Genomic DNA, 20,635 nt, shown 5'->3' with positions numbered 1-20,635 from the left:
ATTTATGCACCACCTATAAGCAAGGTGATTAGAGTAGGACCGATGAATAGAGTTAGCGGATAATAGGTATCTGAAATGAAAACGTTGCCCCTCCTGTTAAGGTCAACTCAATATCACGAACCATTTCAATCAAAAAAGCACTGCTATCAATTTCCAACTTCTGCTCGTCTACAATCTCAAACAGCGCTTCTAAAGCCGCACTGTAAGCAACATCAGAAATCAGATACACCTCAGCGCACAGGTAGTACCCTTCAGGAATCACAAAATCGTAGAGAGCTTCGTCGACTTGCCAATCACCAATAAATGTCTCAATTTGGTCCCATACTTTTTCAAGTTGGTTAATCGGCGTTGCGCCGAGTAGATTGACAGTTTTTTTGCCATAGATTTCGATCACCGAATCCCAGTCAGGATCTTCCAGAGCGATCTTTTTCATACCTCGCTGAGGGTACCAAATCAACTCAGTCGGCATAGACTTAGCCAGCTCTGTCTCAATCGACTGCTGACCACCGGGATGAGCAAGCTTAGCGATAAAATCAGCGGTCTCTCGCGGTGTGGACTCATAACCCATTTTGCGAATTTGTTTCGCCGTCACTCCAAGCTCTCTCTTTAAAGCCTTGCCTAAGGCCTGTGAAGAAGAGAAACCACAGTAGTGAGCAATCTCCATCACACTCCAAGGTTCATCATTGAGCAGCAGATTCACCGCGACTTGCAGTCGTAATCGGCTAAGATACTGCCCCGGCGTCTCATGAAACAATTCGCTAAACTGACGATGGAAATGATAAGGCGATATTGCGCTCTCAGTAGCTATTTGCTCCCACGATCTGTGTTCTGCCAGTTCGTCATGCATCAACTTCAATGCGTGAGCAAATCGCTTTCTAAGATGCTCTGGTAATGGCTCTAATAACGCAATTTCGGGCACCAGTTTAAATGCAGGTTTCTCTTGTTGTGACATAGATACGGGCCTCACTGGGGCGACCAGATCACTATCGCCCGTCAACCGGATAAAATCAATCACGCTCAGCATTAGGCTCCCTCTAATGCCAATTCATCTTCGACAGGCTTTGGCGCTTTACGACTGGTCATCCCCAGCAGTATTGGGATCAGGAGCAGGGTTACCGCCGTGGCAAATAGCTCACCAAACACCAATGAAACCGCTGCAGGTTTTAAGTACTGTGCTTGCTCTGCGGTCTCACTGAGTAGCGGCAGCAAACCACATACCGTAGTAATAGTCGTGAGGAAAATCGCCCTCAATCGACTGGTACCAGCCGTCACTAAAGCCTGTTTAAGCGGCACACCGCTGCGATACTCAGCATTAAAGCGCGTGATCAGTACCAATGAGTCATTGATCACTATGCCCGTCATTGCCATCATGCCAAACATCGACAGCAAACTGATTGGCAGATCCATCAAGTAGTGACCGAAAATAGCACCAGCAAAACCAAATGGAATCACTGCCATGATGATGAACGGCTGCCAGTAAGACTTCAGCGGAACCGCCAACAAGATGTAAATCAGCAGAAGGGTCAAAATCATCGCGGAGCGGAAGCCATCTGAGACTTCACCAATCTCTTCAAATTCGCCGCCTGCTTTGATCCGAACTCCTGGATACTGCTGATGCAGCGTTTTGATCTCAGAGCTAAGCTGAGCCATAGTCTGCTCAGGCGCCTGAACGTCTCGGTTCTGCTTCCAATAGAGGTTTACTACTTGCTCACGATTACGTCGGTAGAGTATTTGAGGCTCCTGCTCATGACGAAATTCAGCAATATCACCGAGTAAGACACTCTTCCCTTCAGACAGCAACACCATAGTCTGCTCAAGCTGAGCGAGGGTTTTACGCTCTGAACGAGGATACTGCAGCAGCACCTTGGTTTCTTGGCCTTGTTCCAACAAGCGATGAATTTCTCGCTCACCAAATGCCTCACCCGCCAATCGAGCCAACTTGTCCTGCGTCAGTCCGAGCTGCTGACCGTATTCATTCAGCACTAGCCGCACCTGAGGCTGGCCGCTTTTACCATCATCATAAATATCCGCCACGCCAGGCAAAGCACCCAGTTTGTCCGCCAATTGGCTACTGACGCGCTTAGCAAGTTCACGGTCGCTGGATGATATCGAGATGAATGTTCCACCAGCAGGCGCTTCAGCCGCACTAAACTGAACGGAATACGCTCCTTCAATGCTTCCAGTATGAGTACGCCAGCTATCGGTCAATAAATTACCCGGCAAGAGGCTCAGGGCTTCACTGGTTAGCTCGGCGGTCACTTCCACCTCTCCATAACCATCCGACCACGCAAGCAGGTTTACCACGGGTGGCTGGCTCAACGGATAGTCTCGCATCAGCTCGTCTTCGACGTTGATCATCGCCTGTTCAATTTGATCTAAGGCTTTCTTTTGTAAAGGTAAAGGGGCACCGTCTTCTAGCTCAACTTTCGCGGTAACGTATCGACCGGGGATCTCGGGGAAAATGGCACTTCGAATCGTCCCAGTCGACCACATGCCATACGCCAGTACGATAGCGGCGACAAAGCCCAGCAGTGATGCCAGTTTGTAATCCAACACCTTTTCCAAGGTAGGCTTGTACACTCTGAAATTGAACCACTCCAAACCGCCTTGAGCCACAGATTGAATGCGAGAGAAAATGCCATTAGATTTTTTACTCACGGACAACTGTGCTAGGTGCGATGGCAGAACAAACTTACTTTCAATCAGAGAGAAGATCAGCGCAAATATCACCACAGCGGAAAACCCAGCCAGAATCTTGGCAAAATCGTTGTTAATCCAAAGCATTGGCGAAAATGCCGCAATAGTGGTCAAAACACCAAATACCGTTGCAACGGAAACCGAGTGTACACCGTGCCATGCCGCTTTGCGCCCGCTCAAATGTTTGCCTCGCTGCTCGTGAATGGCCTCGCCTACGACAACAGCATCATCGACTAGGATCCCCAATACCAGAATAAAGCCAAACAACGTGATGTCATTGATGCTGTAGTTAGCCAATTGCATCGCTCCTAAGGTACCTGCGATAGCGACTGGTATACCCACGGCCACCCAAAATGCCAGTTTCAGCTCAAGAAAAATGCCCAGTAAAACCACCACAATCAAAAGGCCTTGCCACGCATTATCACCGAGCCTGAACAGTTGCTCTTCAATATAGGGCGCCATGTCTGCCATGGTGTTCAGCTCAATGTCTGAAGGCAGTATTTTGCGTTGCTCCGCCAAGGTATTCTTAATTGCATCGCTCACTTTGAGCAGGTTGTCAGTCTGGCTGGTACTGATCAGCAGAGCGATTGCGTTGATGCCATTATTACGGACGATGGAGCCACTGCGCTCATAGCCACGACTCAACTTAGCGATGTCACCTAAATAGACGGTACCGGATGGACGAGAGACGATCGCCAAACGACGTAGTTTCTGCACATCATCAGCATAGCCATCACCACGGATAACCATGCGCCCTTTATCACTGATCAACTCACCCGTGCGAGACTCTAGCGACATCTGTCCTATGGTGCTGGCTAAATCTTCCAGACTCAAACCCAGTTTCTTGAGCTGCGCTGGATCTGGCTCAATGATAAGTTGTGGCTTGCGACTTCCCCAGTTGGATACTTTAGAAATCTGGGGATTACTTTTCAGCGCTTGCTCGACCTGTCTTGCGATGGGTTGAAGCTGCTCATCGCTGCGTGGCCCTGAAACGACAACAAAGGCGGCCAAGTTAGTAAATTCATTTCTAACCACCTGAGGCTTTTCAGCTTGAGCAGGAAAACCATTGATCGCATTCACTCGGTTACGTACATCATCCAGCAGCTTATTGAGGTCGGCGCTGCTGGTTTTCCGTACAACAACACTCGACATACCAGCGCTAGAATCACTGGTCACCTGTTTAATACCAGAAATGCCACTGATCGACTCTTCAATTCGCTGTGTGACACTCTCATCAATCTGTTTAGCTGTACCTCCCGGGTAGGCAACACTAATCACAATAGATGACGGCGCAATCTGCGGAAAGGACTCCACACGGAGTTGACCAAACGCCATAACACCACTGGCGATGATCGCGAACATCAACAGATTCGCCCCTACTGGGTTGTTGATAAACCACTTAGTCAGCCAGCTCATTGATTACCCTCCTGCTTCGCGACTAATATCTGCGCAGCTTGAGGAGCGACTTGCTTCCCCGGTAGCATCGACAGCAGTGGGTATACCACCACCTGACGTGCCTTAGCGCTGTCCTGATCAAAGCGGGCATAAACCTGATTACGCGCTTGTCCTATTTGCGTAATCCACTCTTTCTGCAATCGGGTCTGCTCATCAATTGTCCAGACGTATCCATCTCGTGTGATCGCACTGAGTGGCAAGGTCACAATTTCAGGCCGTAAGCCGAGACTAACGATGACTTTCACCTGTTGATTAGGCAGCAAACGAGTCATTCCTTGATAAGGCTCGCAAACAGACAAAACCACTTGTCGCTGACGTGTGGTTGGATCAGCCTGCGGCGAGACATATCGAACCTGTGCCTGCCACTCGCTGCCATCTCGATTCACAATTTTAATCTCAGGTTGATTCAACGCGGATTGCACCTGTTGCCAGTGAAGTTCCGAAACAGGCAGCTCGACATCCAGTGAGTCGCTGGCGGCAAGTTCAAAAGTCACCTGCCCAGCTTCCAACCATTCACCGGGGCTGATGTTACGACGCATGATCACAGCATCAAACGGCGCTGCAATACTTGCTTCCTCAAGCAACTTTGCTGCACTGGTGTAAGCCTGTTTGGCCTGCGCCAGCTCTGCCTTGGCTGCCAACACCTGTGGCTCACGGCGAGCAAACGGTGAGCTTTTGGTCGGTGATAACATTTTTAACGCGACCGTTTGTTCGTGCTGTGCCTGTTTAAGGTTTAGCTCTGCCTGCCTAACGCTGCTGTTCGCCTGAGCCAGATTAGACTCTAAAGCGCTGGTGTTGAGCTTCGCCAACAAGGTCCCTTTTTTCACCAGTACACCCGGTTCGATATCGGGGTTCAACCACGCTAATTGAGCACTGCTTGAGGCCTTAAGCTGGATCGGCCAACGCGCGGTGGTTGTTGCCAGCAAAGTCAAATTGGAATCGTGATCTTCCGGCGTCACTTGCAGTACCGAAACGGGGGTTTTGCTCGGCGTTTTTTGCTCAATCACAACTGGCTGAGGCTCTAAAACATCTACAACCACCAATGCCGCGAAAATTGCCCCGCAGCCAGCTAATATTGCAAGAGTCTTTTTAAATTTCATAGGGCTTCTCCTCTACAGCCAATTGAGCGGGGGTTTGATTTAGTCGTTGGCTGATCTCCATCAGACGCGACAAGGTTTGCAGTGTGATAGGCAGCATCACTGCTGTTTCCACGAATTCCAGTGAGTAAGTTACGATGGAAAAAACCTGACCCACAGTAGGATCAGTAAGAATGCTCACCATCCAAAGGTTGGTTAGGACTGCGGCAAATAAGACTATAAAGATCAGCCCATACACCAGCGCTTCGGTATCGGAAAGTTTGATTTCACAGCGTTTCAAGCGTTCAAAGTGCGTTCTAATCGCCGCAAAAGGCTGACCGCTGAGCACTCGAACCTGTTGCTCTAACTGATCATTTAACGCGCCATTAAGTCGCGTAAACGTTTGATGGAACAGGGCGTAAATCAGCAGCATACTCAGCCCTGCGATCAACACGCATAATGCAAGTTTGATGTGAAAAGTGGCGAGAATGACAACGGTAGCGACCAACTGCACAACGGCAGTAATCAGCGATGGTAAATCTTCTTCTAGAAAATCTACCAGCTCGCGGGACATGGACAGTCGGGCGTCTTTGACTGATACCGATTGACCGCGCAAATTACGCTCAACCAAATTGGACAACCGCACTCGGATCCCGCCATAAACGCGAGTATCGTAAAAACGACGTGCAACGCTGATGACCACCAGTACAAACAAGATCGCTGCAAACATAAGCAACGGCTGCAAGTTTTGCTTAAGCACACCATCAATAGCAAAACCGATAAACAGCGGCAGCAAAATCATAAATACGTTCTCAGCCAGAACCATCAGCCAAGTAAACATGACTTTAATAGGACTCAGCCGGATAACGGACCGAAGTGTGATGGGTTGATTGAACAGCATTATTGACCCCACAAATGAATGTGGCGCCAGTATTACCAATTATTAACCAGAAAAAGTGTCCCAGATTGCTGTTTTGGGCAGCAAGCTTTTTTGTTTTATTTAATCATCCGCACAATCAATGATCCCGGAGCGCGCAAAGCTTCAAGGTTATAGCTAAGAACCGTGCCTGATTCTGGGGCGTGATAATGTGCGACGTCGAAACCCAAACTATTGTACTGAACCGCCAGAAGCTGACCTTTCTCAACTTGTTGCAGTAAAGATACCTGCGGCTCAACAAAACCGCCTTGCTCAGCCCGAATGCTGATGGTCTGGCGGCCTTCAATGCAAGGTGTTGCTTCAACGACTTTCCCAGACAGCACTTCGTAGTAACGCAATATGTTCAGCACTCCTTCAACTGCTCGTTGGACCATGTCTGCATCATGATATCGACCTGAACCCACTTCGACCGTAATACTTGGCACTTCATGTTCGTTCCATGTTGTTTCCAGAACACCAGACTCACCGGGATCATTGAGAATCACATCAGGATTCATGAGCTTTGCTAGCTTCATCGCTTGGTCAACCCGATAGTCAGCAAATACATAGAGAGGGTAACTGGTTCCTGTAGTCTGGGTGTGTAGATCTATCGCCACCTCTGCGTTTGGCTTTAGTAAGTTTTGCCATAAGTTATCAAGGTAACGTGCGGCTTCATTCCCAGCTTTGTCACCGGGGAAAAAACGGTTAAGGTTAGAAGAAGAGACATCCGGATCCACTGTCTGAAAGTCACGGCTGTGATGAAGAATACCACTCAGATTTATCGCAGGAACGATAGTGACGCACCCTATCAAAGGTTTGCCGGCCAAAGCTTTTGCCACTTTCAACGCCGTCACAATACCGTTTTGCTCATCACCGTGAACACCAGCAGTGATCATGATTTTACGACCCGGCCTATCACCTTTAAAAACTCGTACAGGCATTTTCTGCCAAAGCCCTAATGCATCCGTGGCAACCGCAAAAAGGAATGAATGTTCTCCAGCAGCTAAAGTGTCAACGTCAAGTGAATGAATAGTGGGGCAGTGTTCCATAAGAGAGGCAATTTCAGACATACTCAGAATTCCTTATACAACAGAAGCGAGTACCTGCTCGCCTTGAAAAACAGCTCACTCTAATCTTTGTTAGCAACCATGGATAGTAACAAGGTGGATTTTTGTTAGGTAAGTAGCGCTACCTGACCAGAGAAATAGGTCACGAAGAGATTACAAAAATAAAAGTAAGTTACTATTTAATATTAGGTTTAAATACTGTTCCGCTTCTGGTCAACCAAAAGATATAATCTATTCCTAACCGAAAATTATAACTAATCAATCAACCGGACAACCAATGATCCAGGCGCTCGTACCGACTCAACATTATGACTAATCACTGTAGCTTTGATTGGGGAGTAGTAGGTTTGAATTTGATCTCCGAAACTGTTGTACTGAGTCGCTAAGATCTGGCCCTTGTTGACAAGTTCCATCAATTCAACGTGACAAATGACAAACCCTCCCTGCTCAGCACGAACACTGGTAATCCGCTCTCCTTCAACACAAGGATGAGCCACCTTTACCACTTCACCTACAATGAACCGATAATCTTTGAAAATATTCAATACCCCAGTAACGGCGCGTTGCACCATGTCTAAGTCCGTATAGCGACCTACCCCTACTTCAATTGTGATAGAGGGAATACCAGCACGGTTATAGACCGTTTCCAAAATACCCGGATCTCCCGGATCGTTGAGGATAACATCTGGATTGATCAGTCTTGCCATTCGAATGGAATCATCCAGTCGATAGTCAGCAAATGCATAAAGAGGGTATGCTGAACCACTGGTTTGAGAGTGAAGGTCAACCGCGAGATCGGCATTTGGTTTGAGTAAGTTTTCCCACAGGCTGTTGGCGTAGCGACTGGCGTCATCTCCATTCGGATTACCGGGAAATACGCGATTAAGGTTTGTCGATGAACTATCAGGAGCCGCAGAATGAAAGTCTCGACTATGTCTTGCAATACCTGATAAATTGACCGCTGGTACTATAGTAATACAACCTGAAATGGCTTTGCCTTCCAGCTCTCGAGCCAACATTTGCGCAGTTAAAATACCATTTTGCTCGTCACCATGAACACCCGCAGTGATCATAATACGCTTCCCTGGCTTTGCACCTTTAAATACTCTTACGGGAAGCGTTTGAGGGTGACCAATCGCGTCCGTCGCAACCGCAAACCAAAACTTATGTTCTCCCGGTTCAAGTGTATCCACATCCAACGCTTGTATAGTCGGATACATAGGCACAATGCACTCATTCAACGGCTTCGTCATTGATCTTCTTTCCTTAAATAGCAGCGACCATCTTTTGTAACAAACGAATGATTTCTCGTTGCTCTTCAGGCTCAAGTGAACTCAGCATCTTTTTGTTGATCGCCACCGGAATGGGAGTCAAAGTTTTTCTTAGGGCTCTGCCCTCATCAGTCAGATATATACGAAATGAGCGGCGACTATTAGGATCGGCTTGCCGCTCGACTAGACCTAATTTCTCAAGTTTATCGAGAGTACGGGTCGTCGTGGAGTTTTCTACTTTAGATTTTTGAGCAATTTCGCGTTGCGTTACACCCTCTTCCTCCCATAAACACATCAAAGTCGGCCACAGAGCAATCGTCAACCCATGTTTCTTTAATTCTGTATCAAAAGTTTTGGCAGCGTCATTCGCCATTACGTTGATCAACCAGCCAAAACTGCTTTGTCTGTCAAATTTCTCACTCATCCAATAGATTTAAAAAGTAAAGGCAATAATCGTCATAGTAACTGATATTGCCAAAACTAGCACGAGCAATGCTCGAAGTTGAGAAACAAACTCAAGCCTTTGGTGTTGTGACAAACCTACCTGAACTCCCGTCACCATAGCCCAAGTAAGTGGCCTCGAACGAAATTTATAAACGAGAATGGCAACAACATGCACAGCAATTAATGTAGGTAAAACTTTTGCCAACATAAGATGCACGAATTCGAGAGCCCAAAACACATCGTCGCTCAACCAAACATTGGCTAATGGTAGGTTATCTAACATTCCCGATACGGCTAAGCCGGAAAGACATTGTAAAAATAAAGCAAAAATCAGTAATACGACCATCCACCCTCCAGCGGGGTTATGCCCCGGAGCGGCACGCTCTTTCCCCATGAGATAGCGCACAACTGCTTTAGGTGGGCGTAAAAACTGCCTGAAGCGACTGGTTTCGCTGCCAACAGCCCCCCAGAGCAATCTCCAGATAATCAGAGTGAACAATACCAATCCAGTTTGAACATGTGGACCATTACCAGAAAACCCACTCACCATTAGTGCAGCAAAGAGTATTGCTTGCAACCAGTGATATAGGCGTGTTGCCAAATCCCAAACTTTCACTTTCAACCTCCAATTACGACAAAAAACAACAACAATTTACATAAAAACAATTGCAATTGCAATTATTGCAATTTAAATTATACCGATAACAATAAGGCATCATAATCCTAATCATTGGAGAGACACATGAAACAAATATTCTTTAGCTTGCTTTTTTTAGTGCTGCCTTCAGCGTCTTATGCAGAAGACTTCACCGTACAGATTGATAAGCGCCAAGCAACTTTCGAAAGTATCGAAGTCACCAGCGAGTATGCAGAACAAACACTAAGCGGTAGTAAAACTGACTGGGAAAAGCTAACCCGTCACAGTCAAAAGTTGGAAGCCCATAGCCATGCACTACTAACCCTATTTCCTCAAGGAAGTCATGTAGGTAGTAAAGCTAAATCTGATATCTGGAGTAAGCCGAGTAAGTTCAATCAACTGTTAATCCAAATGAACCAAGGCTTTCAGGAGCTCTATAAGGCAAGTTTGGCTCAAGATATTAATCGAGCAGAAATAGGATTAAAAAATGCCCAAGATACATGTCGAAACTGTCATCGCAGTTATCGCTCGCGTTGGTAAGTTCAGATGAGTCACTAGAAAATGCTCGATTAAACCTTACTACACGAACTATTACCCACACAGCAATCCCTAAAAATAAATCAGGAAAACAGTCATGAAAGTCATTAAATCTGCAGCAATCATTACCTCTCTACTCATTTCACCCACAGTACTCTCTGCCGACTACGGGGTAGAGCTTATCTGGAATACTAACGATGCAGAACAAGTGTTAAAAGCACTACCAGAACAAAAAGCCGCTTTTGGCGAACTCATTGAGCAAGGAGATGTAAAAGATATGTTTGTTATCAACAGTAAAGTTGATAACAAACCAATTCAATTACTTAGATTTGTTTTGGAAGCGACCGATGAAACTCATGTAGAGAGTAAGCTAAAAGATCTGCCCATGTATGAAAAAGAGTTAGTAAAGATAAGTAACATTCGTCTACTCGGTTCAAAATGGCTCGATAACACCCCAGTTTATAATAACTATGGCGTTATTATCACGTGGAAAGAAGGCATAGAAGCTCTTGAAATGGATAGAGTGCTGGGCATTGACCTCCAACGAGTAATCAGCCTTAATCAAGCAGGATTAGTCACGTCTTCCTACCTTGATACCCAAAAGCTTTCCAATGGAGTTGTACGTCCTATTTACTCGGTATCATTCTTAGCCAAAGATGCTCAGCATGCTCGTGAGCTCAGTTACCAGTTTGAGGCAGTCACACTTGGCTATGCCACCATAGATATCCAGCATCTAGGTCACAAAATTAGCCTTAACCGATAATCAAAAAAGCGGACTGATAAGTCCGCTCTCTTCTAAGACTCTCGGGTAGATGTCACTACCACACTAAACAAAATTAGCGCCCCACCTATAACTTGTACTGGGGTTAATGATTCCTGTAACCAAGCCATGGCAAATATAGCACCAAATAATGGCTCGCTACCCATCAGCAAAGAAACCCGTGTTGGCGACGTTCGACGCACGGCATAATTCTGAACATAAAACGCAAATAGTGTACAAAACAGAACCAGATAACTGACCGTTAACCAAAACTCCATCGAAGTGGGAATCGAAAACTCCGCAGCGGGAAGATACGCAACTGCAAATATAATCCCGATCAAAGCTACAACTAAAGACTGGAGAGAAGTTAAGGTCGATGTAGTGATTTCTTTGCCTTCCGTAAACCTCTTGGTCATAGTGACCATTAGGGCCCTCAAAACAGCAGCGATGAGGATAAAATAGTCACCACTGTTAAGTGAAAGCTCAAAGCCTTTGTTGCTGGTCAATAATAACACTCCAACAACACTACAAACCGTCAATATCCACAACGTGTTGCTGACCTTTTTCTTATTGATGAATAATTCGGCAAAAGCGGTAAAAATGACCGATAAACTGATCAGAAACGCAGCATTGGATGCAGAGGTTTGGGATACACCAAACACCTCACAGAAAAAAATCGCCGATAGAATAAAACCGGTGGGAATCGCTATTTTCCAATCCTTATTCAATCCTCGGCGAAAGTCTCGAATCACCACAGGTAGCATACATAAAAAGGTGATCGAAAATCTTATGGAGATAAAAAGCAAAACACTGGTATAAGCCAACGCACTTTTGGTCAAGCCATAACTTGTCCCCCAAAAAATCGCTACCAGTAGTAGCAGCGATTCCGTAATAGGAAACCTTATATTTCCTTTCTTTAACGAATCAGCAGCCGTTGTCATTTCAATCCTCCATCCGTGTAAACGCTATTACGAGTACGTCCCTGTACGCGCACTTTTCCGAACAAACTGGTGTAATCGGCGTAACTTCGTGCATTGTCTGCTCATCGTCCGCCATAACTAAATCAAAGGTTTTATCCAACATAATCTGTTCACGAAAACACCCTTTAGCGTCAGTAATACTGGTTACACCACCAGCGATGTTGACTCGATTGATCATCAAAGACGCAATGAAAGTCACACCATCACGATGAAGCCCTTCCGGTGTGGGTTGCCCCTGCTGCGAGCTATTTGCGATGATCCGATACGGGTGCAGCCGTATATTCCAATTCACAGGGGTCCCCAGGGCATCGTCGTAGATGTCACTCATCATAAATAGCAACTTTGCTAGCAAATCTGATGTGACAAACTTATCGCTCAGTGGGGAAAAATGACGTTCAACATCACCGTTCAATGTATTAATGAAAGCCGGCTGAACATAAGGCTCATGCGGTAACAGGGTTATTTCACGCTGAGCAGCCAGCTTAGTGAATTGACCATAGCGCCGGTACCGATAGGTCCCGCCATCCGCCATATAATTGTCTCGTTCAAGTGAGCTCCAACACTGCTTAAAACGGATCACTTCATCGACATTGGTATCCAGCAGAGCGGTCATTTTTCGCCCCGACACAAAGACATAGTCTTCTTTGATAAGTGTGTGGCTGATGTCTGCCAAAGTCTTGGTGGCTGCGTCCTGAATAGAAGTCATCGGCGGTAATTCCTATACCCACTGACGATTTGATCTAGATTGACTATTGAACTTGAGCGCTCGTTGTGACCTTTGCTGAGCAATCTCAATTTCCCACTCGTCCCTATCACGTAGATACTTCGGCTCATCAGCCACTATCCCAGAGGGGATAAAGCTTCCTCTGGATAAGTTGAAAGAGACACTGCCAGAGATGGACTCGGCAGTGTGAGCGATGAACGCATAGCTTGCACACTGCAACATACTTCCCCAACGGCCTTCAACAGCCTCCTGAGTCCACATATCGTTATGCAATGCCTTCGCTTTGAGAACATCTGTAGGTAAAGTTGCTGTCTCCAGTAACTTATAAGCCTTTATCAGAACTAAGGCGGCGGGCGCTTCTCGCACCTCTAGTACCTTTTCATCCTGATCGAGATGATCGAACCCTACAAAACGACCAATCTCATACGCGCCAACGTAGTTGTTAATGAAGGCAATTAACTCTAGTAAATTAATCGGCTTATCATTCAGTGTGACAGGATAGCCCTTTCTGAAGCCGATCGTAATTTGATCATTGTCTAAATGTTTTTCTGGCTGCCACTTTGACCAGGTAAACAACGAATCTGAAACTACAAAATTTTCAGGGTCATCTAAAACCCCAGACTCGAATTCACGGCACCATAGATTTGAATCCCCGCTGACGTTTCGGGTCTTAAATCCCACTAAGCCTGAATGAAACAAAGCCTGTGCCTTATCTTCACGAGACAGTGCTGAGTACTCATAGGGGGAACCGTAATAACCATCAAAACCTGATGCTTCTATCGCACCATTAATACGACGCAAGCTATTTTGGGACTGGTTTGCTGTATGAATGATTGCATCACAACCTAAGCTCCCCGCCAACTCGACCGCCTTTTTCACTATGATAGGCCGTGATAAAGAGGAACTGACCGGATAGTCATTGAGGTACATTGCTTGCGCCTGTATTGCCGAGACTAAACTGTGTTCAACAAATTCCTGCCTTGCGTCGATAATCTTGAGATCAAAACCATAATGATCCGTAATTAACTTGAGTTTCGATTCTTCTATCCCATCGCCGAGGTTAACCGCGACTGCGGTGACTTTTACATCACTGCTTTTTAGTAGCTCCAGCACATAGGAGCTGTCTAAGCCACCGCTAAATAAGGTCAAAATATGATTAGCAACTTTCGCGACGGCCTTAACATCACCAACGCTTCTTATTTTTTTCACGCGTCACGTCCTTGGATATTCTGGGATACTGTCAATTGACTTAATTAGTATCCATAAGTAACTTGAACGAAACAATATAGCTGAAATGCAAAGGATAATTGCACTGTGGACACAAATAAATTAATTCCTCTCCTATCCGAGATGGCAATTTTCGTAAATGTGGTCGAATCTGGGAGCTTTTCAAAAACCGCTCAGAGGCTTGGTGTGTCACCTTCATCAGTCAGTCGTTCCATCACTCGGCTGGAAAGTGCATTGCAAGAAAAGCTGTTGGAAAGAACGACGAGACAGATGCGTCTGAGCACCACAGGACAGGAGGTCTACAGCTTGTGCAGTGACATGATGAACTCGGCAAAAATGGCTATCTCTGCTGCCCAAGTAGATAAAACTGATGTATCAGGCGTGCTGCGTGTCGCTGCACCTAAAGCCCTTTCCCGACAGGTTCTCATGCCAATGATCCTCAGCTTTATTGACCGTTTTCCCAACATTTCATTGCAACTGAAAGTCGCTGATCACTATATCGACCCTATTGGTGATGAAGTAGATGTCATCATTCACATTACGGATAAGCCGACTGAAGGTTTAATTGCAAAGCAGCTCAGTCAATGTCGCTTGGTCATGTGTGCCAGCCCTGCTTACTTTGAGAGGTGTGGTATCCCCACTCACCCCGAAGACATTTCCAATCACAACTGCTTGTGCTTAGGAGAAAATCCCAAGGATAGGGTGTGGGAGTTCACTAACAACAACAAAAAGCTATCAATGAACGTCGGTGGTTCATTCGCAGTCAACCATAGTGAAATTCGACGCGAAGCAGTATTGCGCGGTGTGGGAATATCGGTTTTCCCTGAGTTTGCAATTCAGTCCTATATTGATTCTGGGCAAGTGATTGAAGTATTACCTGACTGGCACGTGGGAGGAAACTATCAAGGAAAAATCATCGCCCAATATGCACAATCTAAGTACATTCCCAGTCAAATCAAAACTTTCATTGAGTATCTGCAAGATTGTTTTAATGAATAAGCCAATTAAAAGCCAGAGGCAAGCTCTGGCTTTGTTCTGTTGCTCGATTTTCAAGCATTAGCACTCATTATCAGTCGGGGAATACTCCAGAATATCTCCGGGTTGGCAATCAAGATGCTTACAGATAGCTTCTAAAGTCGCTAACTTGACCGCTTTCGCCCGACCATTTTTAAGCACTGATAGGTTTTGTTCAGTAATACCAACTAATTTTGCTAACTCATTGGAGCGCATTTTTCGCTTAGCTAACATGACGTCAAGGTTAATTACAATTGCCATAATTTTTCACTTAAATTGTCAGCTCACTTTCTTTTTGAAGCTCTGCCGCTCTTTCCATTACCACTGCAATGACGCGAACAATCAAACCAATAACAAACATTGTGATATCAGCGTCATTGACGTTAAAGGACATGCTCCAGTTTCCGTCATTGTACGACAATGCAAAGCTGAGAAGTATACCCATGATAAATTGAACGAAAGGTGTTGCCATCAGCAAGTAGCTGATCTTTTTGTAACATAGCGTGTTTTGACGCTCAAAGACCTGCCCTCTTTCATATAAGCGGAATAGAACTATTAATTGCCACAATAGAGCCATTGTCAGAAATGTTGTCAGCATACTTGGTAGAAAACCAATCAATGACCGCGTAAAACTCAAAGGCAACTCGACCTCTACTGGAAAGCTCGCCTCGAACCACTCCACATTCCATAGAGTTGCAGAAAACCAAAATACAGTATTCAACACAGCAGTAAAAATCAGAGAGAACCAAAATAGTACTAATAATTTTCGGCTGAATGTGCTTATCGATTGTTGTGTCATAAAACATCCTAGGTAGCATTAATTTGAGTACACCTTAAAGTAACAAAAATCAATTATCAATAAAAAATTATCGTTTTACGATAATTTTTTATTGCCCTATATTGTTTTTACCTATATTTTATAAAACGCAATATCTCAAACCCTTTTAAACAGGCACCACTATGATCAAATTTTTATGCATGGCCATTTTGCTGGCCTTTTCAACGAGCTTTGTAAATGCAGGAACTTTCCTTGATGAGATAACTGATGTTCTCCCCACCGAAAGTGTCAACCAGTCGCAATCATCTCCATACACGGAAGACGCTGCACCAATACAATCACACTATTCAGGTAGCGAATGTACCAATAAAACGCAGACACAATTAAATCGAGAAACGTCAAAGCAAAACGGCAACTCTAGTGAATGCTATATCACTGAGTTTCCAGATAGAGGGATCGAAACCCATATTCAATCAACGGAACAAGGGGATTTTAGTGTGGGGGTAAAATGGGAAATAGATTAACCAATACCAAAGGATAGCCACAGGCTCAGGCTTTCAGAATATCAACCTATTTTTTCTAAGGGGAAAAGCTCTTCTGTTATTACAGAAGAGCTTAGTAATTTGCTGATGTGAATTATGCCTTTTCTAGATCGGACACCATAGCCTTGGATAGGGCTTCAGCTACTTTGATGCCATCTATACCCGCAGAAAGGATCCCTCCAGCGTAACCTGCGCCTTCACCCGCAGGATAGAAGCCTTTGAGGTTTACACTCTGGAAGTCTTTGCCACGCTTGATACACACTGGTGAAGAAGTACGAGTTTCCACCCCTGTGAGCAAACCATCCTCAGATGCAAAACCCTTAATCTTCTTATCAAACGCCGGAATCGCTTCACGGATCGCTTCTATAGCGAAATCAGGCAGCGCTTTAGAAATATCCGTAAGGTGAATTCCCGGCGTAAATGATGGTTGAACATCACCGAGCTCACTTGGATCGCGACCTTTTAGAAAATCACCTATCTTCTGTGCTGGCGCATCGTAGTTTTCACCACCCAAAACGTAAGCACCTGATTCAAGCTCACGCTGGAAGCGGATGCCTGCCAGAGGGTCACCTGGGTAATCACGTTCTGGATCGATGCCAACGACAATAGCACTGTTCGCGTTGCGCTCTGAGCGCGAGTACTGACTCATGCCATTTGTGACCACGCGGCCTTCCTCAGACGTAGCGGCAACGACAGTACCACCCGGACACATACAGAAGCTGTACACGGTACGACCATTCTTACAATGATGCACCAGCTTGTAGTCGGCGGCGCCAAGAATTGGATTGCCCGCGTTAGGACCAAAGCGCGCTTCATCGATCATTGACTGCTTGTGCTCAATACGGAAACCAACCGAGAACGGCTTCGCTTCCATGTACACGCCGCGATCGTGGAGCATTTCAAAGGTATCACGCGCACTGTGGCCGACGGCTAGAACAACGTAGCGAGATTTAATCTCTTCGCCGTTTGATAGTGTTAAACCTGTGATTTTCTCGCCATCCATGTGGATATCATCGACGCGCGTACTAAAGCGAATCTCGCCACCCAGTTCGATAATTTTCGCACGCATCTTCTCGATCATGGTGACCAGCTTAAACGTACCAATATGTGGCTTACTGACGTACATGATCTCTTCTGGCGCACCAGCTTCCACAAACTCCGTAATGACTTTTCGACCATAGAAATTTGGATCTTTTACTTGGCTGTAAAGCTTACCGTCAGAGAACGTACCTGCACCACCTTCACCAAACTGTACGTTTGATTCCGTGTTTAGAGTGCGCTTACGCCAGAAACCGAAGGTATCTTTTGTACGCTCACGGACCTCTTTACCACGTTCAACAACGATAGGCTTAAAGCCCGCTTGTGCAAGAATCAGCGCGGCAAATAGACCACATGGGCCAAAACCGATTACTACTGGACGCTCTGTTAGGTTCTCTGGTGCTTTCGCTACGAACTTGTACTCCATGTCTGGAGTCTCTTTTACGTGCGGGTCGCTAACGAACTGCTCAAGAAGCGCAGCTTCGTTTTCAACGATAACGTCTAGCGTGTAGATAAGTAGGATGTTGGCTTTTTTACGAGCATCATAGCCACGTCTGAACACATTGAAAGAGATGACTTGGTCTTCAGAGATGCCAAGCTTCTTGGTAATGGCAGCAGTCAGCGCCTCTTCCTCATGATCGAGAGGAAGTTTAATTTCAGTTAAACGTATCATGTTGATGTCTCGTATAGATAGGTGTCTTAGCCAAAACCGTCTGACAAACGGTCAGCTCACAATGGCGCGCATTTTACGAGAAATTAAATTGTCTGTCATACTAAATCAGACAACATTAGTAACAATCACCGTGCTGGATATTGAATTTTAGCTTGGGATGAGTATCATCCCCATTCTTCGATTTTGACTAACTAAAAGAGCGGATCACCATGGCGTTCGTCGTAACAGATAACTGCATTCAATGTAAATACACAGACTGTGTCGCTGTATGCCCTGCAGATGCTTTCCACGAAGGGCCAAACTTTATGGTGATCAATCCCATCGAATGCATCGACTGTGGTTTATGTGTTGATGAATGCGACGCTAATGCGATTTTTCAGGAAGATGAAGTACCGGAAGATCAAACCGTTTACATTGAATTGAATGCAGAACTCGCCGAATTATGGCCAGTGCAAACCGAAGTAAAACCAGCTATGGATGGCGCTGAGAAGTGGAATGGCGTACCGGATAAATTAGGGATGTTAGAGAAGTAGATTCTCTATCTTCAGATACAAGAAAGCGCAGTGGATCACTGCGCTTTTCTGCATTCAGGACTTTTTATTCACCATGCTGGCGACGTAAGTTATCTAAAATGATCCCCGTTGCCATCGCCACGTTAAGTGACTCAGCACCACCAAAAGCAGGTATGGTGATCTTGTCTGTGACAAACTGAGCGGCTTGCTCACGAATACCGTGAGATTCACTGCCCATCAGCAAAATACCTTCGGCTGCAAACTCGACGTTATGTACACTCTCACCTTCAAGAAATGCCCCATAAACCGGTAAGTTAGCTTGCTCTAAATAGCTAGGTAGGTCTAATTGGCTGACTGTGACGCGACCAAAACTGCCCATAGTGGCACTAATGGTTTTCGGATTATACGGGTCAGCACAATCATTACTGGCAACGATATGCTTAATACCATACCAATCTGCAACACGAATGATCGTCCCCAAATTGCCAGGATCCGAGACACCATCTAAAGCAATCATCAAGCCCTGAGCTTTGGGTACGTCAACACAAGGGGTGTTCACTACCGCAATCGCCGCGTTATTGCTCACCAACGTACTTGCCTTCGTTAATTCATCTAATGGCGCTTCGATACATTCAAAATCGCTTAATGTTGAATGATGCTCTGCCAGAAACTCCGACGTAGCGAAGATCTGCTGTACCGTTAGTGAACTCTTTGCCAACTCAAGTACATTCTTCTCACCTTGGACCAAAAATAGACCATGCGCCTTACGTTGTTTCTTTTGGCCTAAGGCACGAAGTAATTTAAGTTGGTTTTTCGAAATCATAATGTATCCAAGGTGAAAGAGGGTGATACCCCACACTAAAGCGCGGCAATTATAGAGTAAAGCGCCACATAGCTAAAGGGCTGTCGCTAAACATCTCTTCACGGAAAAACGAAGGCTCTACCCTTGGCTTTTGCCTAACTCCAACGGAGGATACGCACTTCATTACCTTCTTCAGGTTTGGCCGGAATATTAAGCGATAGAAGAAATGATACCCCTGCCATCGCTGCGCCAATATAGAAAACCACTGAAGGCGAGATTAACCAGATCAAACCAAAAGAAACAGGAATGAATACCGCTGCGATGTGGTTAATCGTAAATGACACACCAGCAGTTGAAGCCATATCTGCAGGATCCGCTATTTTCTGGAGGTAGGTTTTGATTGCCAATGCTAGCGCAAAAAATAGATGATCGATGACGTACAACGCCGCAGCCCATTCAGCGCTTTGTACTAAACCATAGCCTACGAAGATAAGTACCAACCCAGTGTACTCGAACAACAGCGCCTTACGCTCGCCGACTTTACCAATGAATTTGCCTATTTTTTTAGCAAATAAGAAATTAAATAAATAGTTGATCAGAAACAGCATCGTGATATCAGCTGCTGAATAACCAAACTTTTCCACCATCAGGAAGCCAGCGAAAACGGTAAAGATTTGTCGACGAGCGCCACTCATGAAGGTCAGTGCATAATACAACCAATAACGCTTGCGTAAGACCAGTTTTTTATTTTGTTGGACTTGAGTTTGGAACTGCGGAAATGAAAAAGCCATCCAAACCACTAATAGAAAACCAATGCCACCAAAAGTAAGATAGACCCACTGGAAATCCATTTTCAGCATTTCCAGACAGACCCACAATGCGCCATAAGTCACCAGTGATGCTAACGCACCGACGGAAATAAACTTACCCAACATTTCCGGTGCTTCATCTTTCGAAAGCCATTGTAGTGAAAGAGATTGTTTAAGAGTCTCAAAATAGTGGAACCCTGTAGACATCAATAAGGTCGTCATTAACAATCCAAAAAGTGAAGGGAAAAAACCTGTCATAGCGGTGCCCAGAGTGAGAGCCCCCAATGCCAGCAACATAAACCGTTGTTCACGAATAAACATTAAAACAAACACTGCGGTAAAGGCTAAAAAGCCGGGAATTTCACGTACACTCTGCAAAAGCCCAATATCTGCGCCATCAAACTGTGCCTTTTCAATCACAAAGTTATTGAGTAGTGCCATCCAACTGGAAAATGCAATGGGAACGACGATAGAGATGATGATTAAGAAGTTTTGAGGGGTTTTCCAGCTAGCCGACTGTTCCATTTTGTTATTCCTTTTATTCGCTCAGAGACACCTTAATTCTTCACTAGTGAATAGACAAACTTATTTACAAATTAAACGTCCGTAGTACTCATAGCGTTCAACGTGCATCAGAGTAAAGTTTCACTTAATTAAAATAAGTTAAAACAATGCT

21 protein-coding genes are annotated in these 20,635 nt (G+C 45.4%); 5 read left to right on the top strand and 16 right to left on the bottom strand.

The features are described from left to right. Positions 1-52 precede the first annotated feature (52 nt). From L1D23_RS00635 to L1D23_RS00600, 8 genes are all read right to left on the bottom strand, one after another. The gene (locus L1D23_RS00635; RefSeq protein ID WP_239865338.1) at positions 53-952 is read right to left on the bottom strand and encodes an AraC family transcriptional regulator; all 900 of its coding nucleotides are present in this window, start codon (positions 950-952) and stop codon (positions 53-55) included. Between the two features lie 71 nt (positions 953-1,023). Further along, on the bottom strand, positions 1,024-4,113 hold the full coding sequence (locus L1D23_RS00630) for an efflux RND transporter permease subunit (protein WP_239863651.1): 3,090 nt from the start codon (positions 4,111-4,113) through the stop codon (positions 1,024-1,026). Further along, positions 4,110-5,252, bottom strand: coding sequence for an efflux RND transporter periplasmic adaptor subunit (locus L1D23_RS00625; RefSeq protein ID WP_239863650.1), 1,143 nt, complete (start codon positions 5,250-5,252; stop codon positions 4,110-4,112). The genes L1D23_RS00630 and L1D23_RS00625 overlap by 4 nt, the downstream gene beginning before the upstream one ends. Beyond that, a complete protein-coding gene (locus tag L1D23_RS00620; protein ID WP_045986534.1) occupies positions 5,242-6,129 on the bottom strand; it encodes an ABC transporter six-transmembrane domain-containing protein in 888 nt (295 codons plus the stop codon). Before L1D23_RS00620 ends, L1D23_RS00625 begins: the two co-directional genes overlap by 11 nt. A 95-nt stretch (positions 6,130-6,224) precedes the next feature. Next, positions 6,225-7,214: a succinylglutamate desuccinylase/aspartoacylase family protein gene (locus L1D23_RS00615; RefSeq protein ID WP_239863649.1), complete on the bottom strand. Its 990-nt coding sequence runs from the start codon at positions 7,212-7,214 to the stop codon at positions 6,225-6,227. Between the two features lie 251 nt (positions 7,215-7,465). Beyond that, positions 7,466-8,464, bottom strand: coding sequence for a succinylglutamate desuccinylase/aspartoacylase family protein (locus L1D23_RS00610; RefSeq protein WP_239863647.1), 999 nt, complete (start codon positions 8,462-8,464; stop codon positions 7,466-7,468). Between the two features lie 13 nt (positions 8,465-8,477). Next, a complete protein-coding gene (locus L1D23_RS00605) occupies positions 8,478-8,906 on the bottom strand; it encodes a MarR family transcriptional regulator (protein WP_239863645.1) in 429 nt (142 codons plus the stop codon). A 9-nt stretch (positions 8,907-8,915) separates the two neighbouring features. After that, entirely contained in the window at positions 8,916-9,542 is a 627-nt protein-coding gene (locus L1D23_RS00600) for a cytochrome b/b6 domain-containing protein (protein ID WP_239863643.1), read from the bottom strand. Between the two features lie 126 nt (positions 9,543-9,668). On the opposite strand from L1D23_RS00600, the gene L1D23_RS00595 reads away from it, so the two are divergent. After that, positions 9,669-10,103 carry a cytochrome c gene (locus tag L1D23_RS00595; RefSeq protein WP_239835953.1) on the top strand — a complete coding sequence of 145 codons (435 nt, stop codon included), beginning with the start codon at positions 9,669-9,671 and terminating at the stop codon, positions 10,101-10,103. Between the two features lie 94 nt (positions 10,104-10,197). Beyond that, a complete protein-coding gene (locus L1D23_RS00590) occupies positions 10,198-10,863 on the top strand; it encodes a hypothetical protein (protein ID WP_239835952.1) in 666 nt (221 codons plus the stop codon). A gap of 32 nt (positions 10,864-10,895) precedes the next feature. On the opposite strand, the gene L1D23_RS00585 is transcribed toward L1D23_RS00590, so the two are convergent. Genes L1D23_RS00585 through L1D23_RS00575 form a run of 3 tightly spaced genes read right to left on the bottom strand, consistent with a single transcriptional unit; the run spans position 10,896 to position 13,773 of the window. Continuing rightward, entirely contained in the window at positions 10,896-11,801 is a 906-nt protein-coding gene (locus L1D23_RS00585) for a DMT family transporter (RefSeq protein ID WP_239863641.1), read from the bottom strand. A gap of 1 nt (position 11,802) precedes the next feature. Continuing rightward, positions 11,803-12,546, bottom strand: a complete 744-nt coding sequence (locus L1D23_RS00580; protein WP_239835950.1) for a 2OG-Fe dioxygenase family protein — start codon at positions 12,544-12,546, stop codon at positions 11,803-11,805. Between the two features lie 12 nt (positions 12,547-12,558). Beyond that, on the bottom strand, positions 12,559-13,773 hold the full coding sequence (locus L1D23_RS00575; protein WP_239835949.1) for an argininosuccinate synthase-related protein: 1,215 nt from the start codon (positions 13,771-13,773) through the stop codon (positions 12,559-12,561). A gap of 105 nt (positions 13,774-13,878) precedes the next feature. Here L1D23_RS00575 and L1D23_RS00570 point away from each other — a divergent pair, with 105 nt between their 5' ends. Further along, on the top strand, positions 13,879-14,790 hold the full coding sequence (locus L1D23_RS00570) for a LysR family transcriptional regulator (RefSeq protein ID WP_239863639.1): 912 nt from the start codon (positions 13,879-13,881) through the stop codon (positions 14,788-14,790). A 57-nt stretch (positions 14,791-14,847) separates the two neighbouring features. Here the strand turns inward: L1D23_RS00570 and L1D23_RS00565 are convergent, their stop codons facing one another. Beyond that, positions 14,848-15,066, bottom strand: a complete 219-nt coding sequence (locus tag L1D23_RS00565; protein ID WP_239835947.1) for a helix-turn-helix transcriptional regulator — start codon at positions 15,064-15,066, stop codon at positions 14,848-14,850. Positions 15,067-15,076: 10 nt separating this feature from the next. After that, positions 15,077-15,604 (bottom strand): DUF2975 domain-containing protein, encoded by a 528-nt coding sequence (locus tag L1D23_RS00560; RefSeq protein ID WP_239863637.1) that lies wholly within the window; start codon positions 15,602-15,604, stop codon positions 15,077-15,079. A gap of 161 nt (positions 15,605-15,765) precedes the next feature. On the opposite strand from L1D23_RS00560, the gene L1D23_RS00555 reads away from it, so the two are divergent. After that, a complete protein-coding gene (locus tag L1D23_RS00555) occupies positions 15,766-16,107 on the top strand; it encodes a hypothetical protein (RefSeq protein ID WP_239863635.1) in 342 nt (113 codons plus the stop codon). A 112-nt stretch (positions 16,108-16,219) separates the two neighbouring features. Here the strand turns inward: L1D23_RS00555 and L1D23_RS00550 are convergent, their stop codons facing one another. Then, positions 16,220-17,836, bottom strand: coding sequence for an NAD(P)/FAD-dependent oxidoreductase (locus L1D23_RS00550; RefSeq protein ID WP_239863634.1), 1,617 nt, complete (start codon positions 17,834-17,836; stop codon positions 16,220-16,222). Positions 17,837-18,045: 209 nt separating this feature from the next. On the opposite strand from L1D23_RS00550, the gene fdxA reads away from it, so the two are divergent. Continuing rightward, positions 18,046-18,369 carry a ferredoxin FdxA gene (fdxA, locus tag L1D23_RS00545; protein WP_239835943.1) on the top strand — a complete coding sequence of 108 codons (324 nt, stop codon included), beginning with the start codon at positions 18,046-18,048 and terminating at the stop codon, positions 18,367-18,369. Positions 18,370-18,433: 64 nt separating this feature from the next. Here fdxA and L1D23_RS00540 read toward each other — a convergent pair whose 3' ends face one another. Both L1D23_RS00540 and L1D23_RS00535 read right to left on the bottom strand, forming a co-directional pair. After that, positions 18,434-19,171, bottom strand: coding sequence for an RNA methyltransferase (locus L1D23_RS00540; RefSeq protein ID WP_239835942.1), 738 nt, complete (start codon positions 19,169-19,171; stop codon positions 18,434-18,436). Between the two features lie 134 nt (positions 19,172-19,305). After that, complete coding sequence (locus tag L1D23_RS00535) at positions 19,306-20,484, bottom strand: MFS transporter (protein WP_239863632.1); 1,179 nt, start codon at positions 20,482-20,484, stop codon at positions 19,306-19,308. Between the last annotated feature and the right edge of the window lie 151 nt (positions 20,485-20,635).

Origin of the sequence: Vibrio sp. Isolate24 (genome assembly GCF_022398215.1) — a bacterium.
In the GTDB taxonomy this organism is placed as follows: Bacteria; Pseudomonadota; Gammaproteobacteria; order Enterobacterales; family Vibrionaceae; genus Vibrio; species Vibrio coralliilyticus_A.
Note: the sequence above shows the minus strand (reverse complement) of the source record. Positions and strands in the feature narration are given on the sequence as shown.

Excerpts from the sequence above, each read along its gene's own strand:
- L1D23_RS00580 (WP_239835950.1), bottom strand. The coding sequence starts at position 12,546 with ATGACTTCTATTCAGGACGCAGCCACCAAGACTTTGGCAGACATCAGC.
- L1D23_RS00615 (WP_239863649.1), bottom strand. The coding sequence starts at position 7,214 with ATGTCTGAAATTGCCTCTCTTATGGAACACTGCCCCACTATTCATTCA.
- L1D23_RS00595 (WP_239835953.1), top strand. The coding sequence starts at position 9,669 with ATGAAACAAATATTCTTTAGCTTGCTTTTTTTAGTGCTGCCTTCAGCG.
- L1D23_RS00605 (WP_239863645.1), bottom strand. The coding sequence starts at position 8,906 with ATGAGTGAGAAATTTGACAGACAAAGCAGTTTTGGCTGGTTGATCAAC.
- L1D23_RS00540 (WP_239835942.1), bottom strand. The coding sequence starts at position 19,171 with ATGATTTCGAAAAACCAACTTAAATTACTTCGTGCCTTAGGCCAAAAG.
- L1D23_RS00550 (WP_239863634.1), bottom strand. The coding sequence starts at position 17,836 with ATGATACGTTTAACTGAAATTAAACTTCCTCTCGATCATGAGGAAGAG.
- fdxA (WP_239835943.1), top strand. The coding sequence starts at position 18,046 with ATGGCGTTCGTCGTAACAGATAACTGCATTCAATGTAAATACACAGAC.
- L1D23_RS00585 (WP_239863641.1), bottom strand. The coding sequence starts at position 11,801 with ATGACAACGGCTGCTGATTCGTTAAAGAAAGGAAATATAAGGTTTCCT.
- L1D23_RS00535 (WP_239863632.1), bottom strand. The coding sequence starts at position 20,484 with ATGGAACAGTCGGCTAGCTGGAAAACCCCTCAAAACTTCTTAATCATC.
- L1D23_RS00625 (WP_239863650.1), bottom strand. The coding sequence starts at position 5,252 with ATGAAATTTAAAAAGACTCTTGCAATATTAGCTGGCTGCGGGGCAATT.
- L1D23_RS00555 (WP_239863635.1), top strand. The coding sequence starts at position 15,766 with ATGATCAAATTTTTATGCATGGCCATTTTGCTGGCCTTTTCAACGAGC.
- L1D23_RS00620 (WP_045986534.1), bottom strand. The coding sequence starts at position 6,129 with ATGCTGTTCAATCAACCCATCACACTTCGGTCCGTTATCCGGCTGAGT.
- L1D23_RS00590 (WP_239835952.1), top strand. The coding sequence starts at position 10,198 with ATGAAAGTCATTAAATCTGCAGCAATCATTACCTCTCTACTCATTTCA.
- L1D23_RS00630 (WP_239863651.1), bottom strand. The coding sequence starts at position 4,113 with ATGAGCTGGCTGACTAAGTGGTTTATCAACAACCCAGTAGGGGCGAAT.
- L1D23_RS00560 (WP_239863637.1), bottom strand. The coding sequence starts at position 15,604 with ATGACACAACAATCGATAAGCACATTCAGCCGAAAATTATTAGTACTA.
- L1D23_RS00565 (WP_239835947.1), bottom strand. The coding sequence starts at position 15,066 with ATGGCAATTGTAATTAACCTTGACGTCATGTTAGCTAAGCGAAAAATG.
- L1D23_RS00635 (WP_239865338.1), bottom strand. The coding sequence starts at position 952 with ATGTCACAACAAGAGAAACCTGCATTTAAACTGGTGCCCGAAATTGCG.
- L1D23_RS00610 (WP_239863647.1), bottom strand. The coding sequence starts at position 8,464 with ATGACGAAGCCGTTGAATGAGTGCATTGTGCCTATGTATCCGACTATA.